Source organism: Pantoea sp. RG18, from assembly GCF_025910075.1.
In the GTDB taxonomy this organism is placed as follows: domain Bacteria; phylum Pseudomonadota; class Gammaproteobacteria; order Enterobacterales; family Enterobacteriaceae; genus Pantoea; species Pantoea agglomerans.
In genome coordinates this window covers 133894-153762 of sequence record NZ_JAPCIL010000015.1, presented here as the reverse complement: position 1 = coordinate 153762, position 19869 = coordinate 133894, and the positions used below count along the sequence as shown (strand labels likewise).

11 protein-coding genes and 5 pseudogenes are annotated in these 19869 nt (G+C 52.3%); 13 read left to right on the top strand and 3 right to left on the bottom strand.

Annotation, left to right across the window (positions count from 1 at the left end; all coding sequences use genetic code 11):
* Positions 1–35 precede the first annotated feature (35 nt).
* The 10 genes and pseudogenes from OK409_RS17015 to OK409_RS22560 form a co-directional block, all read left to right on the top strand.
* A pseudogene (locus OK409_RS17015) lies at positions 36–1402 on the top strand (TraM recognition domain-containing protein); the annotation flags it as partial.
* Positions 1392–1973, top strand: a pseudogene (locus OK409_RS17010) (TIGR03747 family integrating conjugative element membrane protein); the annotation flags it as partial. The pseudogenes OK409_RS17015 and OK409_RS17010, both read left to right, overlap by 11 nt.
* Positions 1974–2106: 133 nt before the next feature.
* A complete protein-coding gene (locus OK409_RS17005) occupies positions 2107–2361 on the top strand; it encodes a hypothetical protein (RefSeq protein ID WP_264367258.1) in 255 nt (84 codons plus the stop codon).
* A gap of 13 nt (positions 2362–2374) precedes the next feature.
* Entirely contained in the window at positions 2375–2854 is a 480-nt protein-coding gene (locus OK409_RS17000) for a hypothetical protein (RefSeq protein ID WP_264367257.1), read from the top strand.
* On the top strand, positions 2842–3381 hold the full coding sequence (locus OK409_RS16995; RefSeq protein ID WP_264367256.1) for a hypothetical protein: 540 nt from the start codon (positions 2842–2844) through the stop codon (positions 3379–3381). Before OK409_RS17000 ends, OK409_RS16995 begins: the two co-directional genes overlap by 13 nt.
* 240 nt (positions 3382–3621) lie before the next feature.
* Positions 3622–3780, top strand: a pseudogene (locus OK409_RS16990) (RAQPRD family integrative conjugative element protein); the annotation flags it as partial.
* Complete coding sequence (locus OK409_RS16985) at positions 3771–3998, top strand: TIGR03758 family integrating conjugative element protein (protein WP_264367255.1); 228 nt, start codon at positions 3771–3773, stop codon at positions 3996–3998. The pseudogene OK409_RS16990 and the gene OK409_RS16985, both read left to right, overlap by 10 nt.
* Before the next feature lie 249 nt (positions 3999–4247).
* The gene (locus tag OK409_RS22565; RefSeq protein ID WP_413629624.1) at positions 4248–4346 is read left to right on the top strand and encodes a DUF2976 domain-containing protein; all 99 of its coding nucleotides are present in this window, start codon (positions 4248–4250) and stop codon (positions 4344–4346) included.
* A 100-nt stretch (positions 4347–4446) separates the two neighbouring features.
* Positions 4447–4808 (top strand): annotated as a pseudogene (locus OK409_RS16975) (TIGR03750 family conjugal transfer protein).
* A 170-nt stretch (positions 4809–4978) separates the two neighbouring features.
* A pseudogene (locus tag OK409_RS22560) lies at positions 4979–5104 on the top strand (DUF2895 family protein); the annotation flags it as partial.
* Positions 5105–5358: 254 nt separating this feature from the next.
* On the opposite strand, the gene OK409_RS16970 reads toward OK409_RS22560, so the two are convergent.
* Positions 5359–6657 (bottom strand): tyrosine-type recombinase/integrase, encoded by a 1299-nt coding sequence (locus OK409_RS16970; RefSeq protein WP_264367254.1) that lies wholly within the window; start codon positions 6655–6657, stop codon positions 5359–5361.
* 834 nt (positions 6658–7491) lie between these two features.
* Here OK409_RS16970 and OK409_RS16965 point away from each other — a divergent pair.
* Positions 7492–7764 (top strand): hypothetical protein, encoded by a 273-nt coding sequence (locus OK409_RS16965; RefSeq protein WP_264367253.1) that lies wholly within the window; start codon positions 7492–7494, stop codon positions 7762–7764.
* Between the two features lie 118 nt (positions 7765–7882).
* Here the strand turns inward: OK409_RS16965 and OK409_RS16960 are convergent, their stop codons facing one another.
* Positions 7883–8038, bottom strand: coding sequence for a YnfU family zinc-binding protein (locus tag OK409_RS16960; RefSeq protein ID WP_216844881.1), 156 nt, complete (start codon positions 8036–8038; stop codon positions 7883–7885).
* A gap of 306 nt (positions 8039–8344) precedes the next feature.
* Between OK409_RS16960 and OK409_RS16955 the strand changes: the two genes are divergently transcribed.
* Together OK409_RS16955 and ddlA are read left to right on the top strand one after the other, a co-directional pair.
* Positions 8345–16930, top strand: coding sequence for a GH36-type glycosyl hydrolase domain-containing protein (locus OK409_RS16955; RefSeq protein WP_264367252.1), 8586 nt, complete (start codon positions 8345–8347; stop codon positions 16928–16930).
* 225 nt (positions 16931–17155) lie between these two features.
* Positions 17156–18253 (top strand): D-alanine--D-alanine ligase, encoded by a 1098-nt coding sequence (gene ddlA, locus OK409_RS16950; RefSeq protein ID WP_033785579.1) that lies wholly within the window; start codon positions 17156–17158, stop codon positions 18251–18253.
* Between the two features lie 20 nt (positions 18254–18273).
* On the opposite strand, the gene OK409_RS16945 is transcribed toward ddlA, so the two are convergent.
* A complete protein-coding gene (locus tag OK409_RS16945; RefSeq protein WP_122889574.1) occupies positions 18274–19695 on the bottom strand; it encodes a GGDEF domain-containing protein in 1422 nt (473 codons plus the stop codon).
* Between the last annotated feature and the right edge of the window lie 174 nt (positions 19696–19869).

The window sequence follows — 19869 nt, the reverse complement described above, 5'->3', positions numbered from 1 at the left end:
GGGCTGGGAACGCAGCCCCGGCAGTTGGTTGAAGGCGACTGGAGGAGCTACTGGTCACTTAGGATATTCGGCGCGGTAATATACCATTGTCTTCGACCCCAAAGGCGATGTCGATTTGCTGAAACGAATGTGGGCTGAAGCCAATCGTACCGGTCGTCAGGATGACTTCCACGTTTCCATCTTGGCTGGCCAGAGATCTTAGCGCGTTACAACGCGGTTGGCCGCTTCGGGCGTGTTTAGGAAGTAGCTTCGCGCATTGCCGGTCAATTGGGGGCTGACGGCAACAGCGCCGCGTTTCGCGAGTTCGCTTGGCGGTTCATCAACTTCATAACGCGCGCTGGTTGCGCTTGGCCAACGACCCGACTACTCGCTAATCTTTGCTACGTTACCAACATCGGCGATCTCTATCAGCGCTACGTGGAACATCTGGTTGATAAGCATCTGCCAGAGTTGCGCAGCAAAATTGAGAATGGCAGCAATGTGCTCAAGGAGAAGGATCTGCCGCGCAATATGCAGGGGCAATCAAATGCCACGCACATTTGGGCAATGGAGCTGGCGCTGGTTGCTGCCGCTACTGGAAAAACTCACCACCGGTAAAACGGCGGCGCTGCTTTCTCCAGACTATGAAGACCTCGACGATCCGCGCCCGAGGTTCGACTGGCAACAGGTGATTCACCAGCGCGGCATCGTTTATGTAGGACTGCATGCACTCTCTGATAGTGAAGCCGGTGCTGCCGTTGGCAACAGCATGTTCGCTGATTTGGTTAGTATCGCGGGCCATATCTATAAGCTCGGCATCAATGATGGACTGCCGGAAAACGGCGACGGCAAGCTACCGATCAGTCTGCATTGCGACGAGTTCAATGAGCTGATGGGCGATGAATTCTTTCCGCTGATTAACAGAAGCGACGGTGCGGGCATCGAGGTGACGGCGTACACCCAAACGATTTCTTACATCGAAGCGCGTATTGCCAGCAGCGCCAAAGTCGCTCAGGTCACGGGCAACTTCAACAGAATTATCATGCTGCGCGTGCGTGTGAATCGCACCGCCAAATTGCTCACCAGCCAGCTGCCTGAAGTAGATTTGTATTCCAAAACACTGGTTTCGGGTTACACAGATATCACGAACCATGAACAAGGCACCGATTTCACCTCCAACACTCAGGATCGTGTGAGCATGGTGAAAATGCCGATGTTCACTCCTGCTGACATCATTAATTTGCCCAAAGGCCAGGCGTTCGCTCTACTGGAAGGTGGCCAGTTGTGGAAGATACGCATGCCGCTACCCGCTGCTGTTAAAACCAATTTGACGCCGGATAACCTGCTGAAGATCGCTGCTGAGATGCGCCGAAGTTACCGCACTAGTAAAGTCTGGTGGTCTGGTGCTGCTGGCGCCGCATAGCCTGCAGGTTATACAGATTGAGAGTGACTATCTCTCTACAGAGTTTACGCGCAGCCTGCTACTGTCATAGTCAACGACAACGGTTTCTGCCTAGGTAACAGAGGTTTATCAACTACTGGTTGTTGATAGCGGCTTGCAGAGATGGATTGCACAGCAAAATCAGAAGATGAAAAACGGCGGGAATGCTATTGCTGCCGGATTGAGTGCCGGTAGCATCTGGCTGGCATCGGCACCACAGGAATATCTGCTGGCGACGGTTTATGTCGCTGTCGTGACGCTGATTCGCGTGACGATTCTGGTGCTGTCAATACTATTATTTCTGATGGTGGTGCTAGTCGCGGTGGTCGATGACTTGGGGCGACGAGATCTGCGTCGCTATGGCGCAGCGTATGAATCCAGCTTTGTTTATCATCACGCCAAACGCTTCGTTAAGCCTGCGCTCTATGTGCCTTGCATGGTTTATCTGTCGTAGCCATCGGTTGTGTACCCAAATCTGTTATTGCTGCCTGCTGCGCTGATGTTGGGAATGGCACTGGCGGTGCTAACAGCTTCATTCAAAAAGTATTTGTAAGCTGGACGACAGCGTGCAAACCTCGACTTTGTGCGCTGTCATCAGCAGGCAAGCCGCTTTGGCGGCGTGGCAGGGCCTAAAGTTGTTATTACGATCGCCGATAAACAAAAATGGTTAAAACAAGGAAACTAAAATGAAAAGATTAAAAAGAAATAAATGGCAGGTGAAAAACATTCTTCTATTGAATACACATATTACTCTAATAAAATTAGATAATATTGATAATGCAAAATCGTTTGGTATCAACTCAAAGTATATAAGAGTTAGAAATGGTCGCGTGAAGATTGATGAAAAAAGAATTAAAAGTGATGGCTGGCGAATTAGGGTTATATCTACTGATTCCAATAGAATTCCGCCTAAAATGACAAGCAGCACCGGACCAAAATGATCAAGGAAATGAAATGAAACTCAAGGATTTTAGAGAAGCTTATTATGACTCGTCACAATCACTATCAAATATAACTCGTCAACTGGCGCTTGCTGGTGTAGCTTTAGTCTGGTTATTCAAAACTAGTCTTCTACCAACAGGTATAAACAATTCAAGCACTGATGCTGGGCTTTATTTAATTCAGGATGAGTTATACAATGCACTTTGTTTTTTCATACTTTGTTTGGTTTCAGATTACCTTCAATACTTTTATAAATCTTTCGCTTGGGGCATTGTGCATACTTGGCATGACGTGAAAATCGGAAAAAACACTCCCAACAAAGAAGAAATAGAAATTAATCAACCTTGGCCAGTAATTAATTGGCCGGCAATTTTCTTTTTCTGGGCAAAAGCTCTTTCAGTGGGTGCCGGTTACTATTTCGCAATGAAGTATATATCGATGGTTCTGCTCCCTTCGGGTACATTAAAAGGGATGATTGAATGGATTTTTTAAGGCGCAATGTCGGAGTTATTATTTCTTTGATTGCTTTGTTAGCCACATTTTATCAAATGTATTTACAGCGCCATAAAGATGAAATCTCAGTCAGGCCAGTAATCACAGCTTATTTCTCTATCGATGGAAGAGAGGAAAGCCCTAGAGATGGAGTTTATTTCTACAATGGCGGGATGGGAAATGCGATTGTTAATGATATTGTCATTTTGATAGATGGGAATATCATCACACCCTTTGAAAATAACAATTTTTACTCTGCGATGAAACTACTTGGCCACAATGCTGACTGTTATGTTTACAGCACACCAAGAAAAAATGATTTTTTAATAAAAAATAAAGAGACCCCTTTCATTGAAGCTCGACAAGAAACCAAGCCAATATGCCAATTGGATCAAAGCATCTTTATGCTTGACGAGATTTTCAATAAAGATAAAAGGTTAGACTTTAAAATTCACTTCAAATCGTTATATGAAGAAAAGTTCACCTACTATTTTCGAGAAAACCGGCAAGTTTCAGGGTGGCGTTAATTTAAAAAATTTTAAAGGTTCCCCCCCACGCTACCAGATTACTCTAAGCAATCATAACCCGACCAAATTAGGAGGATGGGTTATGACATTAATTTTCAGAAATGCTTTACTTATACTCATATCTCTTCAGTCATCATTAGTTTTCTCTTCAGAAATCGGCGAAATCGCACCATCTAACGGCTACTAAACCAAGTCCAGCTCTCCCCCGACCGAACCGTCGCCGCGCAGTCCGATCCCAATTACCACCGCCTCTACCTGTTCGACTACAAGGAAGCCACTGAAGACCTTAACACCATGCGTGCTGGCATCGACCGCTACACGCAGCCTTCGCGTGCGCAGCCGCTGGATTACGGCAAGGTCAGCGGCGATTACAAGCGGGGCCGTCCGCTATGGCGATGACTGCCGCGCAGATCAACGCTTTTAAAACGGCTTCCGGCAACATTGATATTCGCGTTCTGTATCTGGTGTCCGTTAGGCCACTACTGTGCGTGCTGTTTCTCTGGGGAGCATGGGCGAAGGTAGATGTCTGGCATAGCTGGGCAAATACTAAAGTCAGGGGTTCCGCACTTGCTCGATTTGTTATCCGTTCTGTGGCTTTACTAATCTTCTGCATCTGAATGTTCGCCAGTTAACGCAGACATTTTTGAAGTGCCTTTACCCGTCAAAGATGAATATTTCATGAAATCAAAGTTTGTTCGCTTGTCTCGCTTTAAAGGCCGTCAGGTTATGCGCTGGGTTCCAAGTTGTGTATGGCCTGGATGTCCGGCAAACCGGCACTGGCCGATGTGCCATCCGTTGAAGCGCCGGAATCTAGCATTAGTACTGGATTGATAGGCCAGATCAAAGGCTACGCGTAGGACTTCATCGTGTTCGCCGGTCTGCTGGTCTGTGCCGTTGCATTTATCAACGTTGCAACCAGCGCGGTGCATACGTTCGTTGAAGTACGTAACGAACGCGCCACCTAGACCAAGTTTGGCTCCATCGTTGCAACCGGCGTGGTGTTGCTGGTCGCGACTATCTGGCTGCTCGGCCAGTCTGCCGAAATCATTCTGTAAGGGGATAAGCATGCAGACCATCTGTTTCCAACCCGAACGACTGAATGCCGAACCTGTTGTGTTTAGCGATTTCATCACGCAGGAACAGGGGCTAGCGGCATGGATTGGATTGGCGGTTAGAGGCGTGATATGTCTGCCTTTTATCCACTGGTTGGCTGGGTCATCATTCCTACAGGGATGTTGCTCATGCCGCTGCTACTCATTGCGTTTGGCGGGCGCTGGGGAGCCCGCCTTAAACGCGGCAAGCCAGAAAACTATATCTGGCAGCGGCTGGAGGAGGAGAAGCGCCGTATGGGCTACGGCAATCGCTCTCTCATCATCAGCTCACACAGCTGGTCTCTGTGCCATACACCGAAGGGAGTCGGAAAATGAGCCAGTTCCGCGGCGATAAGCACATCAAATCACTGCGCATTGCATGCGCTTTTCTTGTGCTGTTGGTGCTGATCACTTCATGGAGCTGAATGCCTGTACCGCGTAGCATGACTATTCTTAACCAGATAGCTCTGCTCACCAATTGCACGCATTAATCGTGGGAAGTACCGCCTTTATCGATTTACGCCTTTGCCTTCTGTATCTTACAGCAACTCAACTCTTGGCCGAAAAATGTTGAAACCAACAACCCCGCAAAGATTCGCGCGTTGTCCGACTACCTAATATCGGCTTGCTAATACTTTTTAAAAAAACTATAGACCGTACTAATCTAAATGAGCTGATTGACTGCATGCACATCGTGTACGAAATCTCTAAGCGTAATTACAGCATTAAATAGCTCATGGTGACTAATCGTGATAATTGGGCGGCTCGCCTTGATCTGATGGCTAATAAGCATTTTCACACCGAGCGGGTCAAGCTCTGTAATGGCATATTTTGCAATTAAAGAATGAGTTTATGTGATTTTTATCTTAAAAAAACAAACTTACAATTAACCAAAAAGATTAACCACATTGCTGGTAGTTTTTTCAACCTTATTGACACGCCGTTCCCATAACTCCAGTGCCTTACGTTTCTCGCTAAGATAATCATAGCAGTCATAGTGCTTCGAGCTGACATCCTGCAATGCATGGTTTTGAATGCGATCGCGCAGCTCTTTCGAAACACCGATTTCGCCCATCAGCGTTTTGCAGGTCCGGCGTAAATCCCTCGCAACAAACACCAGATGATCAGGAAAGTGCTCGCGATAATAGATAATTGCCTGCGCAAAGCTGTCAGTTCGTAGATGCTTGCCCGCATCCAGTCGCTGCGGGAAGATAAACGGACTATCGTTAACGTTTTCCACCTTCAGCCTTTCTAGAATTTCGACCGCTGAATCCGTTAACGGCACCAGATGGTCACGCTTGTTCTTTGAAACGTCAGCAACTATCAACAGCGTTTTCTCTTCCCAGTTCACGGCATCCCACCGACTGGAAGCCAGTTCATGTGGGCGCTGACCACCAGCGTAAACACATAAATTAAGCAGCAAACTCACCGTGCTGCCGACGCTTGGCGTTTTAGGAAAGTCACCCATCAGCTGTTGCAGTTCATACAACTTCAGCCAGTTCGTCCCCGCTTTTTCTGCAGCCGACTGTTTAGGAATGACGCTCACCGGGTTCATCTCAAGCCCAAACATCACGTTCTGCTGGTGGTTGGCCGGATCGTTGTCCGCTTTGAGCCCATAGTTGAACGCTGCCATCAGATAAGAGCGCACACGGTTCGCTTCAACGCTCGCACCGCGCTGAATAATGGCAGATAAGATCTGTTTGATATGTAGCGGCGTGACTTCATTTGCTTTGGTATCTTTGGCGATAAAGGAATAGGTTTCCTTCTCAAGGCGGTATAGCACCTGCTGCCATGTCCGTTTTCCGTCTTCCCGCATTTTGTTGGTGTAGCCCTGAATAAGCTGCTCAATGCTGCCCTTTAACTGTTCAGCACGCTTTTGCTTTTCCAGCGCGATTGCCTGTTCAGCTTTTTCGACCTTAGGGTTCTTCCCTTCCTTCAGCGTACCGGCATAACCTTTCGCAAGCTGGCGAGCTAGAGCTAACGACATTTCAGGGTAACGACCCAACTGAATGAAATGGCGCTTAGCATCCCAGTAGTAGCGATAGTAGAAAACCCGCTGCCCGGATGGCTCAACTTTAACGCCCAGACGCCCTGCTCCGCGCTCACCACTCTTGTCCCATACCTGATAAGCCGAGTCGCGTGCTTTCAGTCCGCGCACCATTGAGTCCGTTAGATTGTCTGCCAAGAGAGAGTCCTTACGAGAATTTTATTGCCGTTTTCTGGGTAATGTAACAGGTGACGTAAGGATGATACTGAAAGGAAAACCCGGAACAACATGAAACCAAGAGATAACCATAAACATCTGATTTATATTAATTAATAAGTAAATATAGGTAAATATGAAAAATAATGAAACAAGCTATTCATATGACCCACAATCGCTTGGTCGCTGGTTCAAACCCAGCAGGGGACACCAAATTTTACCTGTTAAATCAGCATATTGAAGCCACCTTTCAGGGTAGCTTTTTGTTTATCCTTCAAATCCCCCTTCCTTGTTTCTCTCTTCCTATAAAAATCTGAAATTTTTCTGTTAAGCCACCGACAGCTAACCCGGCAGGCCGGAAATCTGCTGATTGATGTCCGATTCCATCAGATGGAAAGTTCGGCCTTTCGCGAACTCAACAGGCGGCGTGGTGATGCCTTAGTGCGCATATCTCCACTGCTCGGGGCCGTGCCGAGTAAACTACGTCAGGGAAATGAAGGCTTCAGTATATTGCCGCGTCAGTAGTTTCACCTCTCCCTTTCCCTGATTAACCTCACACTTTCTTACCCACTATTTTCCCTGTAAAAGACACCGCTAATCCTCATTCTGATAACCCGACAATACTCCGGAGTCACTTTTTAACCCGGCAGAGGGTGTATCAGATTATTTTCATAAACCCGCTATATTTACGGATATGAACAAATGCAGTCAAAACGGGCCAATTGAAATCTGCACAACGTGTGCGCTTAGGTCAGATTCACAATTCTGCAGATTAATTTATTGAACAGAAGAGTATGAATAGGTTAGAGGTTTATCATGAAAAGTTCATCGAGTGCTGAACTCTGCTGCCGGGTAATTCATGGAAGAACTATCATGCCGCTGAAGAAAGTTGCGTTGTATCAGGTCGAATTTGAAAATGGCAGATTTGCTGTGTTACGCATTAATAACCTTCTGACGCTTCAGGAAGGCGATATTATTTCAAGAGTTAATGAAGTGTGGTCTGCAGGACCAGATATTATTCAACTTTCACCATTCGAATTTCTCGACCAGGGTGAATCACAGCGTTATTTCACCGAGTACGAAAGATAATGCAGAGTTATCAGCACATTGAAATACATGTTACGAAGATATTGCCTCAATGAGGGATAGGGTTAAACAGTATGACTTGCTGCTGCCTGGTGATCGCAACATAAAAAGACGACGGACTTTATATAACATACAATGACTTACAGTGAGGGCATAAGACTGCCTGTCCTTTATTCTTTTTAGCTACAGACTGTCTGGAAAACTTTTTACACACCGGACACTGTGTATTGGTTTCGCTGCTGTGTAGCGCGTCGAAGAGAAAGCTCAACCAGGTCATGTCGTTATCCTCTGAAATGTTGCCATCAGCGTAACACAGTGCAGGTAAATTAATTTTTTTATCTGTCGGCTCTGATGTTAAAAAGGGCTAAGGTGAGGAGAAGGCAGCTATTTATTTTTTTTAACTTTATTTTATCGCCATAAGAGAACGCCAGACGGTTAATCAGGATAGCTACGAATAACGGAAACAGGACTATAATCAATATCATCTACACCTGTTTATCACCTCCAGCCCTTCTTTTTGCTCCTTTTTTGTCATCCTTTTTTTTTCCGGATCCAGCTGCTGCGCAAGCGCAAGGAAATGAGTGTGAAAATAAAACTGACGACGTGGTTCAGCCGGGAAAGTGAATTACCCGATGAGCATTTTCCTTTGTTCCCGACTGAAGGTATTTATCAGGCCCACCGGCCAGATATTTTTTCAGCTGAACAGATGGATAACTACGGCGAAAAATTAGCGAAAACGCATAATCTGTCGGGTGGAAAATGGTCCTACCGACTGTTGCAGCAGCTGGCAGATAATGAATTGTCATTGACGCGCAGCGCAGAGATCCTGAGTGAAGGCGATAAACGCAGCCAGACACCGGCGGCCGTCTGGATACTGGATAATTTTTACATCATTGAAGAGCAGATCCGCCTGGTCCGGCACCTGTTACCGGCAAAATTCGGTAAAGGGCTGCCCATGCTGGAGGAGTCGGCTCATTACCTGCGCATCCAGGCTATCGCCGAGGAGATGATTAAGCACAGTGATGGCCGACTGGAAACCAGCGTCCTGCATCCTTTTATCGCTGCCTACCAGCGCGTTACGCCCCTGCTGCTCGGCGAACTGTGGGCCATGCCTGCCATGTTACGGTTTGCGCTTATCAACAATCTGGCCCGGATTGCGGCTGACGTCGCCAGGGTACATCAGGAACGTAATAAAGCGGAGCAGTGGATCAGCGATATCCTCTCCACTGCCGCCGAAGATGCGTCAAAAGTTATTCTGGTCATCGCTGATATGGCTCGCCAGAACCCGCAGGTTTCAGGCGCTTTCGTCGCTGAACTTGAACGGCGATTAAGTGGCCAGAACAATACTCTGGCGTTAACCTGGGTCGAACAACAGCTGGAAAATACCGGCCGGAAAACCTCGGAAGTCATTGAGCAGTTCAACCGGCAGCTGGCCCTGAGTCAGCTCTCTGTCAGCAACAGTATTACCGGCCTGCGGCAACTCGGCGAAATTGACTGGCAGGCTTTTGTCGAATCCGTCAGCCTGGTTGAGAAAGTCCTGCAGCAGGATCCCACCGGGACATACCCGCTGATGCATTTTGACAGTCGCGATGACTACCGCCACGTGATTGAACGTCTGGCACGGCACAGTCGCTTTGATGAACGTGAAGTCGCCCAGGCGGTGCTGACGCTGGCCAGCCAGCCTGATCTTCCCCTGCGTCAGCAGCATGTCGGCTATTACCTGCTGGATAAAGGATTTCAGCAACTGGAACAGCAGCTTGACGTTAAAGTGACGTGGCTGAACAGGAGCCGGCAGCATCTGAGCCAGACTCCTTTACTCTCCTGGTTAGGCAGCCTTTTACTGCTGACAACCGCGTTTACCGCCGAGATGCTCTACAGTACCCATCAGGCGGGCATGGCGTCATTACTCTGGTTACTGGTGCTGCCCGCCATCATTGTCAGCAGTCAGCTAGCCTTGCAGTTGCTGAGCGAGTTAACCACCCGCAGCCGCCATCCCCTTCCCCTGCCCCGACTCGATTATTCTCTGGCGGTACCGGAGCATGACCGCACACTGGTAGTTATCCCCTGTTTACTCAGCAGCAATGAGGGAACAGACGCCCTGTTGCGCTCTCTGGAAATCTGCTATCTCGGTAACGCCTTAACGAATATCAGTTTTGCGTTACTGACCGACTTTACCGATAGCGCCGAACAGGATCATCATCATGACGCCGCGCTTATCCGTTACGCCGTGCTGAAAACGGAAGCGCTGAATCGGCGCTACAGCGGGGGTAAATCGGACATTGCGCTCTTCTCCCTGTTACACCGTGACCGCACCCATAATATTTCTCAGGGCGTCTGGATGGGGTATGAACGCAAGCGCGGTAAGATCCATGCCCTGAATCGCTGGCTTCAGGGTGAAGAAAACGCCTTCAGCGTCACGGTAGGTGCCACGCAGACGCAGCTGCACAGCGTTAAATATGTGATTACTCTCGACAGCGACACAATACTGCCGCGTGAGACTGCGCATAAGCTGATTGGCGTCATGGCCCACCCACTCAATGCACCGGTGTTCGACGATGTCAAAAATCGAGTAGTTGAAGGCTATGCCATCCTGCAGCCTCGTCTGGCTGAAGAGATACCGGTTAACGGTCAGAGCCGCTATGCCCGGCTGTGCAGCAGCATTCCGGGGAATGATGCTTACTCCTCACTCTCATCCGATATTTATCAGGATCTGTTTGGTGAAGGCTCATTTGTCGGCAAGGGTATTTACGATGTCGCTGCCTTTAGCCGGGCGATACGCAATACCTGTCCGGAAAATCTGGTGCTGAGCCATGACCTGCTTGAGGGGTGCTATGCCCGCTCCGGTGTGGTCAGTAACGTCGTCCTGTATGAACAATATCCGGATAGTTATCTGAGCGATGTTGCCCGACGATTTCGCTGGGTGCGGGGCGACTGGCAGCTCCTTAACTGGCTACGGTTGCAGGTGCGGCAGGAAGATTGCAGTCGTCAAAAGAACCCGCTCAGTGCGCTTTCCCGCTGGAAATTAACAGACAACCTGCGCCGCAGCCTGGTGGCGCCTGCCCTGCTGATGCTGGTGTTTATGCTGTGCACGATAGTACCGAACCCGGCATTCTGGCTAGGATGCATCATGCTCTTTCTGCTGCTTCCGGGACTGCCAGCGTTGGTAATCGACGGGGTGACGAAAAGTAAAAAGCGTGCCTGGCGGCAGCATTTATCCATGCTGGTCACCGATGCCTTTAACCGCCTCTCCCGCGCTGGCCTGGCGCTGGCCATCCTGCCTCACGAGAGTTACTGGTCGCTGAAGGCGATTATCGTAACCTTATGGCGCCTGACTATCAGCCACCGCTTTCTGAACGAGTGGAAAAGCGCTTCATCACAGAAACCTGTCGAGCCTGATGTGCGCCATTTCTACCGCCGCATGTGGATTAATCCGGTAGCAGGCGCGGCTCTGGTATTCCTGACCAGCCTGAGCATGCCGTTGATGACGCATGTCGCACTGGCGCTCGCTTTATTGTGGGCGGTCGCCCCCGCGTTACTGAGCCGCATGAGCCAGCCTGAACGCGCTCAGCCAGGCAGCCTTTCAGCGGAACAGCGCATCTTTTTGCGTCGCACCGCGCGTAGAACCTGGGCCTGGTTTAACGAATTTGCCAGCAGTGATAACAACCATTTGCCGCCGGATAATCTGCAGGAGATTCCGGAGTCGCGGGTGGCCCACCGGACCTCACCGACCAACATTGGCCTGTCGCTGCTGGCAAACCTGACGGCATGGGATTTTGGTTATATCAGCCAGAATCGGGTCATCAGCCGTACTCTCGACACCCTCGATACCCTTGATCGAATGGAGCATTTCAGAGGACATCTTTATAACTGGTATGACACCCAGACGTTAAAACCACTGAACCCACGCTACGTCTCAACCGTAGACAGCGGTAATATGGCGGCTCACCTTGTGACCCTTCAGGCTGGCCTGGCGCAGTGGAAATACCAGCCAGTGATGTCTCTCCCCTGTATCCTGGAAGGTCTCTCCGATACCTTCTCACTGCTTAAAGACCAACTGAGCGACACCCGCAGCGACATTGTGGAACAAATCGCAGCTAAGCTAAGCCTGATGCAGCGCGCTTCGCCCGTCGATTTTCACGCCGGGATGCAGGCTCTGCTGGCATTAAGCGTATTGGCAGAACAGGCTTATCTTCCGACAACGCGGGTAAACTGGCCGGCGCTTTTCCAGCAGCAGCTGGTCGATTTTACTCAGGAGTGGGCCCTGCTTTTCAGCTGGGTTAGCCCGGATGCACCACTGCCTGCCGAGATTCCGTCATTGCTGTGGCTCGCTGAGTTGAACCTGAACCGCCCCGGACTCCCGGAAAAACAGGCAGAGACTGCGATATGGGCCGCCCGCGAACGGATGGCTGCCCTGCTGGAGCTGGACAGCCGCCTTAGCGATCACGCCAGTATGGACTTCCGCTTTCTCTATTATCCGGCCACGTCTTTACTCAGCGTGGGCTACAACATGGACAGCGGTCTGCTGGACGCCAGCAAATATGACCTTTTCCCTTCAGAAGTCCGCCTGACGCACTACTTTGCTATCTCCACCAGCCAGCTTCCGGCCAAGAGCTGGTTTGTACTGGGTCGCTTATTTACTCAGCTGAATAACCAGCCCGCCGTGATGTCATGGAGCGGCTCAATGTTTGAATACCTGATGCCGCACCTGGTCATGCCGGTTTACCCCGACACGCTGCTGGAGAAGATGGCGTTATCGGCGGTCAGGCAACAGATTGCCTCGGGTAACAGCACCGATACGCCCTGGGGCGTTTCGGAATCGGGTTACGCTGCGTTTGACGTCAATCATAACTACCAGTATCGGGCATTTGGCACGCCAGAACTGGGGCTGAAACGCGGCCTGAATGACAATCATGTTGTTGCGCCCTATGCGACGCTGCTGGCGCTGATGGTGCTGCCGCAGGAGGCGACGGCTAATCTGATAAGACTTAAAAAAATGGGTGCCAGCGGTGACTACGGTTATTACGAAGCGCTGGATTTCACAGCGGATCGACTGGCTCCCGGTCAGCCATTTACGATCGTCAAATCGTATATGGCCCATCATCAGGCGATGGGATTGCTTGCACTCTCTCACCAGTTGCTGGATGCGCCCATGGTCGCGCGGTTTATGTCCAGCGCACTGTTTCAGTCTTCGCGTTTGCTGCTTCAGGAAAAAGTGCCTGATGATATTGAGCTCTATACCCCACGCCGCAGTTTTGTCGAAAACAGTGACCCTAAACAGCAGCGCAGCATTCCCGACCAGCGTGAATTCAGTGGTTCAGATCCGCGCCAGCCACAACTTCAGCTGCTTTCAAACGCAGATTATCATCTGATGGTGACGCACGCGGGGACAGGCTACAGCCAGTGGAAGGGGCTGGCACTCACCCGCTGGCGTGCGGATAGCACCAGCAACAACTACGGAACGTTCTGCTACGTTACCGATCAGCAATCCGCCGAAGTGATTGCTCACAGCTATCAGCCGACCTGCTGCGAGCGTCCGCATTATAAAACCCGTTTCAATGATGCCGGGATTGAGTTTGACGCTTCAGGCACCACCTTCAGCATTCACACACATATCGTGGTCTCCCCGGAAGATGATGTGGAGATCAGACGCATCACGGTCACTAACCGTTCCCGTCAGACCCGCCCGTTCGATATCACCAGCTACACCGAAGTGGTACTGGCACCAGCAGCCAGCGATATGGCCCACCCTGCGTTCAGTAATCTGTTCGTCCAGACTGAAATCGTTGACAGACTGGAAGCGATTCTGGCTCACCGTCGGCCACGTGAAGAGAAAGAAGTGACGGCATGGATGTTTCACGCGATGGCGATACATGGCAATACCGGCCGCCAGACCTCTTTTGAAACCGACCGGGCTCGTTTTCTCGGGCGTGGCAGGACACCAGCCGATGCTCAGGCGCTGATGCCGGGCAGTGAATTAACGGGTCAGCAGGGGGCAGTGTTAGATCCCGTGTTATCAATTCGCCAGTCAGTGACGTTAAAAGCGGGAGAGGCCGTCACCATCGATATGCTTTACGGTGTGACACTTCAGCGTGACACCACTATTGCGCTGATTGAGAAGTACCGTAACCACATCAGCGCCGATCGGGTGTTTGAACTGGCGTGGTCCCACAGTCAGGTCGCCTTGCGTCAGTTGAATATACGCACCGAAGATACCAGCCTGTTTAATCAACTGGCCAGTGCCGTACTGTTTTCCAGTGCCGAAATGCGTGGCGAATCAGACGCGCTGATGCAGAACCGGCTGGGCCAGGAGTCATTGTGGCGTCATGCGATTTCGGGTGATCTGCCGATTCTTTTGGTTCGGATAGAAAACGATAATCAGCTCGACCTGGTCACCACGCTCATTCAGGCGCACCAGTACTGGCGACAAAAAGGGCTGACGGTCGATCTGCTTATCCTGAACAGCGACCAGGGCGGCTACCAGCAGAACCTGTTCAATCAGCTCACGACCCTGATCCCCGCCGGAGATGAACGGCAGCAGGCGGACAAACCTGGCGGCATATTTATCCGCAAAAGCGAAAGTTTTTCCGCTGACGATCTGCAACTGTTGCTGAGCGTTGCGGCTGTCGTGCTGGAAGGCCGGAACGGCAGCCTCGCCGATCAGCTCAGCACGCTGTTAAAACCGGTGCGCACCCTGCCTGCTTTTGCGTTTCCATCGGTCAGTAAGACGCCGCCGCCTGCAGCCGTCACCTTTTCGCCGGAGCGGTTGCAGTTTTTCAATGGCACCGGTGGCTTCAACGAGGACGGCAGCGAATATCACATCATTCTTTCCGGCCAGCAGCAGACGCCTGCGCCGTGGTGCAATGTGCTGGCCAACAGCCAGTTGGGCACCGTCATTTCCGAGAGTGGCCAGGGCTATAGCTGGTATGAAAACGCGCATGAATATCGTCTGACGCCCTGGCACAACGATCCCGTCAGTGACAGCTCTGGCGAAGCGCTTTATCTGCGTGATGAAGAGACGGGTGATGTCTGGTCGCCCACGCCGCTTCCGGTTCGCGGCAAGGGGGATTATCTGACCCGTCATGGCTTCGGTTACAGCACGTTTGAACACACGGAGTATGGCATCAGCAGCACGTTAACGGTGTTCGTGGCAGAAGAGGCGCCGGTCAGACTTTCCCTGCTGACGCTGAGTAACCTCTCTGGCAAAACGCGTAATCTGTCGATTACCGGATACGTCGAATGGGTTCTGGGTGAGCTGGCGAGCCGCTCCGCAAGGCATGTGGTGACGTCCCCTGCCGCTATCGCGACAGGCAGCGCGGTTCTGGCCAGAAACTTTTATAACAGCACGGGCTCTGCACGGACCGCTTTTTTTGCCGTCACAGGTACCCGGATTGCGCACAGCGGCAACCGGCTTGAGTGTCTGGGTCGTAACGGCACCACACGGCAGCCCGCGATGATGAATGTTCGCGGTCTGTCGGGTAACACCGGGGCAGGAATGGATCCCTGCGCCGCGCTGCAGACGCTGACGACACTGATTGACGGCGACAGCCGCAGCTTTGTTTTTGCCCTTGGCGTCGGGGAAGATGAGAGTGCAGTGACCGCGCTGATGCAGCAGTTCCTCTCCACCGGGGAGGCTCAGAACGAGCTGACCAGGGTTAAACAGCACTGGCACCAGCTACTGACTAAAGTGCAAATCCAGACGCCGGCAACGGAGGTCGATTTACTGGCAAACGGCTGGCTGCTGTACCAGACGCTGGCCAGCCGTTTGCTGGCGCGCAGCGGATATTACCAATCCGGTGGTGCCTTTGGTTTCCGCGATCAGTTGCAGGATACGCTGGCGCTGACCCACGCTGCCCCGCAGCGGCTGCGCGATCAGCTGTTGTTGTGTGCATCCCGCCAGTTTATCGAGGGAGATGTACAGCACTGGTGGCATCCGCCTGCTGGCCGCGGCGTCAGAACCCGCTGCTCCGACGACTACCTGTGGTTGCCCTATGCGCTGTGCCGCTATGTGCAGGCAACCGATGATATTGCGCTGCTGTCACAGCCCGTCAGCTACCTTGAAGGTCGCCTGCTGGCAGAGGACGAAGAGTCTGTCTATGAGCTTCCGGGCGTCAGTAAGATTAATGAACCGCTATGGCAGCACTGCGTTCGCGCGGTTAACCACGCCCTTAATTTCGGCCAGCACGGCCTCCCGCTGATGGGCTCCGGGGACTGGAACGATGGTATGAGTACCGTCGGGATTGCCGGCAAGGGTGAAAGCGTCTGGCTCGGCTTCTTCCTCTATACGGTTCTGGACCGCTTTGCCGCGCTGGCTGTGCGGTTCGGCGATACCGATACCGCCCGCCACTGTCAGGAGCACGCGCAGACGCTCAAAACCGCGCTTAACCATGCGGCCTGGGATGGCGAATGGTATCTGCGCGGCTTTTTTGACAGTGGCCAGACGCTCGGTTCACATGCTGACAGTGAGTGCCGGATAGACGCCATTGCTCAGAGCTGGTCGGTACTCTCTGGCGCAGGCGAGGACGCCAGATGCCGGTCAGCGATGGCGGCGCTTTATCAGCATCTGGTTGATAAGGATAACCGGCTGATTAAATTGCTCACTCCGCCTTTCGATGGTGCAGGGCCAAATCCGGGCTACATTCGCGGTTATTTACCGGGCGTCAGGGAAAATGGCGGTCAGTACACTCATGGGGCTCTGTGGGCGATTATGGCCTTTGCGGCGATGGGTGAAACAGAGCGCGCCTGGTCCCTGCTCTCTATGATTAATCCGGTTAATCATAGTGGCAATCAACAGGATATGGCGATCTACAAAGCAGAGCCTTATGTGATGGCTGCGGATGTGTATGCGGCCGAAGGCCACAGCGGGCGAGGCGGCTGGACCTGGTATACCGGCTCGTCAGGCTGGACCTATCAGCTTATCAGTGAGAGTCTGCTTGGGATAACCCGGCGCGGCAACGCGCTGTCTGTCCGGCCACAGCTTCCCGCTGACTGGTCAGAGATAAAAATTGTCTACCGTGAGGGGGAAGGGATCTACAACATCCGGGTTACTCGCGGTGACAGCACCTATCAGCTGTGGCTGGATGGCAAACGGTGTGACGGTGACGAAATAGCGCTGGAAAGCCATCGCCAGGAACACCAGGTTGAAGTCTGGCTGGGCTCTGCGTCAGATTAAGTTAAACCTGACACTCCGCCTGCATCAGGTGAAAGAGGAGATTCAGTGACCTTTGCGAGCGAGCCGTTGAGCTGCCACCGGCGTCAGCACGGGCAGTTCAACGGCAGCGTTCTGTTGAATGGCGAGGGTTAATCACCTGCCCACAATTATCTGTCGCCCTGCCCTGTTTTCCCTCGCGAAGCCCATGCTATCTTGTGGTTTTGATTTTTTCAGTGGGCAAAATTGATGACAAAGTTGCGGGTAGGGATCGTGTTTGGCGGGAAATCGGCTGAGCATGAGGTGTCGTTACAGTCGGCCAAAAATATCCTTGAGGCGATCGACAAAACCAGGTTTGACGTGGTGCTGCTGGGCATTGATAAGCAGGGACACTGGCGTCTTAACGATGCTTCAAACTTCTTACTTAACGCTGAAAATCCGGCGCTGATCGCGCTGAATCACGCCGCTGAAGATGTGGCGCTGGTGCCCGGCACGACTCAGCAGCAGATCATCACCCGTCATAACGCCCATCCGCTGTCGCAGATCGACGTTATTTTCCCTATCGTGCACGGTACGCTGGGTGAAGATGGCTCCCTGCAGGGCCTGTTGCGTATGGCCTCGTTACCTTTTGTCGGTTCCGACGTGCTGGGCTCTGCGGTCAGCATGGATAAAGATTTTACCAAACGCCTGCTGCGCGACGCAGGCCTCAACGTCGCGCCGTGGGTGAGCGTCACCCAGGCCCAGCGCGCACAGCTGGACGCCAGCGCAGTCATTGCCCGCTTTGGCCTGCCGCTGTTTATCAAACCCGCCAACCAGGGTTCATCCGTGGGCGTCAGCAAAGTGGACAGCATTGAAGAGTTTGATGCCGCGCTGGCGCTGGCCTTCTCCTTTGACCGCAAGGTGCTGATTGAGCAGGGTATCAAAGGTCGCGAGATCGAGTGTGCGGTGCTGGGCAACGATGCCCCTGAAGCCAGCCCCTGCGGTGAGGTGGTGGTGCATGACGCCTTCTACTCGTATGACACCAAATATATCTCTGAGAGCGGTGCGCAGACGGTGGTCCCGGCGGCTATTTCATCGGAAACCAGCGATGCGATACGTGAGGTTGCCATCAAAGCCTTTACCGCGCTGGAGTGCTTTGGCATGGCGCGCGTCGATGTGTTTTTAACTGCCGATGGCGAAATTATCGTCAACGAAGTGAATACCCTGCCCGGCTTCACCAATATCAGCATGTATCCGAAACTGTGGCAGGCAGCCGGACTCAGCTATCAGGATCTGATCAGTCGCCTGATCGACCTGGCAATTGAACGCCACCAGCAGGCCAGTACCCTGAAAAGCAGCGTCAGCTGACAGAACCCGGCGGCGTGGCGTTATGCCACGTCGCTGGTGATGGCACGGTAGTTAACCGGCGAGGTCTGATTGCGGCCATTGCGTTTCGACAGATAGAGATTTTTATCGGCTGCAGAAATCAGCCGGTTGATCACGCGGTGCCACTCCGTCGCCTCACCGGCACAGCCATGCGCCAGCCCCAGACTGACAGTGACCGTGGCCGTACTGCCCTGCAGCCAGAACTTTTCTTTCGCCATCTTCTGCCGGATGCTCTCAGCAAGAAAGTAGAGCTTTTCCGGATTCTGGTCGAACAGCACCACCGCAAACTCTTCGCCGCCAAAACGGCAGATGCGCCCCTCTTTACCCACGACGCGCTGCATACGGCGGGCGATCTCTTCCAGCACGCTGTCACCCGCATCATGACCAAAATTGTCGTTAATCGCTTTAAAGTAGTCGACATCCAGCAGGATCACGCCCACCCGGCGGTCCGGGAAGATCGGCTCAGCACGCAGACTTTCATAGAGGCCGGAACGCGACAGCAGCCGCGTCAGGAAGTCATAGTTGGCGCGCAGCGCCAGACGCTGGTTGAGCTGGCGAATCGCATCCATGCTCACCGCCACAATCAGCGGGCTGATCGCAATGGTCGCCACGCCCAGCCGTGCCGAGGTCAGATGGGTGATCGGCAGCATATTGTCATCGCCCTGGATATTCATCACGCCATGCGAAACCAGAATGATTTCGCTAATGCCGGTGAGCAAAATCACCAGACTGGTGAGCGGCATCGGCAGCACGATGGCGCACCAGACCAGCGCCGGAACCGGGAACGTCAGGCTGCCTGCGCCGCCCATCATCGCGCCAATCATCAGCGAAAAAATCACGGCGACAACCGGTGCCAGCTTGCGCATCTGCATAAACTGCCGGGGCGACAGCGACGCCCAGTCGCGCGTCAGCAAAAAGGGCAGCAGCATCAGCCCGGTTGAGAACTGTTCGCTGAACCATTCGCCCCAGGCCGTCACCAGCCCGCTGTTAAAATCGGCCTGCTGCGCCAGCGCCCCCCAGCTGGCGCAGGCCAGTCCGGCCAGCAGACAGGCCGGAAAAATGCGCAGCACGCTGGTTATACGCTCGCTGCCGGAGTCGTGCTGAAGATGTTTTACCAGCAGCGTCACCGCCACCAGCACAAACAGAAGATTCGCCATGTTGAGGGTAAAAGCAGAGAGCGCCCAGCCTGAAAAAACGATGTCGTTAAACACCATCGCAGCAAAGGTGGCCAGGTAATAGCGGGTCTGATGAAGAAAAGGATTCCGGACGATCACGCCAGTGACGATCGCGTTGACCGGCCAGAACAGCGACAGCTCCTGTGGAAAGCGCAGGTGTCCGCCGATAAAGCAAAACAGCAACGTGATTAAAAACAGTGAAAATGCGTTCTTCTTAACGTTGTGCTCTTCAAACAGCTGTATGCGCATACATCCGGACCTTGTCACAGAGAGGCTGGCTGTCCACGCCAGCCTGGACAGGCGCGTGGTGTCAGAATGATTAAATCCTGAATATCCTCAATGTCATCCGGCGATAAAACCTCGTTTCATGGGCTAACTCAGAAAAGTTACCGTTTTGAGGCTAAACCCATCAGATGACAGCAA

Excerpts from the sequence above, each read along its gene's own strand:
- OK409_RS17005 (WP_264367258.1), top strand. The coding sequence starts at position 2,107 with ATGAAAAGATTAAAAAGAAATAAATGGCAGGTGAAAAACATTCTTCTA.
- OK409_RS17000 (WP_264367257.1), top strand. The coding sequence starts at position 2,375 with ATGAAACTCAAGGATTTTAGAGAAGCTTATTATGACTCGTCACAATCA.
- OK409_RS16995 (WP_264367256.1), top strand. The coding sequence starts at position 2,842 with ATGGATTTTTTAAGGCGCAATGTCGGAGTTATTATTTCTTTGATTGCT.
- OK409_RS16985 (WP_264367255.1), top strand. The coding sequence starts at position 3,771 with ATGGCGATGACTGCCGCGCAGATCAACGCTTTTAAAACGGCTTCCGGC.
- OK409_RS16965 (WP_264367253.1), top strand. The coding sequence starts at position 7,492 with ATGAAAAGTTCATCGAGTGCTGAACTCTGCTGCCGGGTAATTCATGGA.
- OK409_RS16960 (WP_216844881.1), bottom strand. The coding sequence starts at position 8,038 with ATGACCTGGTTGAGCTTTCTCTTCGACGCGCTACACAGCAGCGAAACC.
- ddlA (WP_033785579.1), top strand. The coding sequence starts at position 17,156 with ATGACAAAGTTGCGGGTAGGGATCGTGTTTGGCGGGAAATCGGCTGAG.
- OK409_RS16945 (WP_122889574.1), bottom strand. The coding sequence starts at position 19,695 with ATGCGCATACAGCTGTTTGAAGAGCACAACGTTAAGAAGAACGCATTT.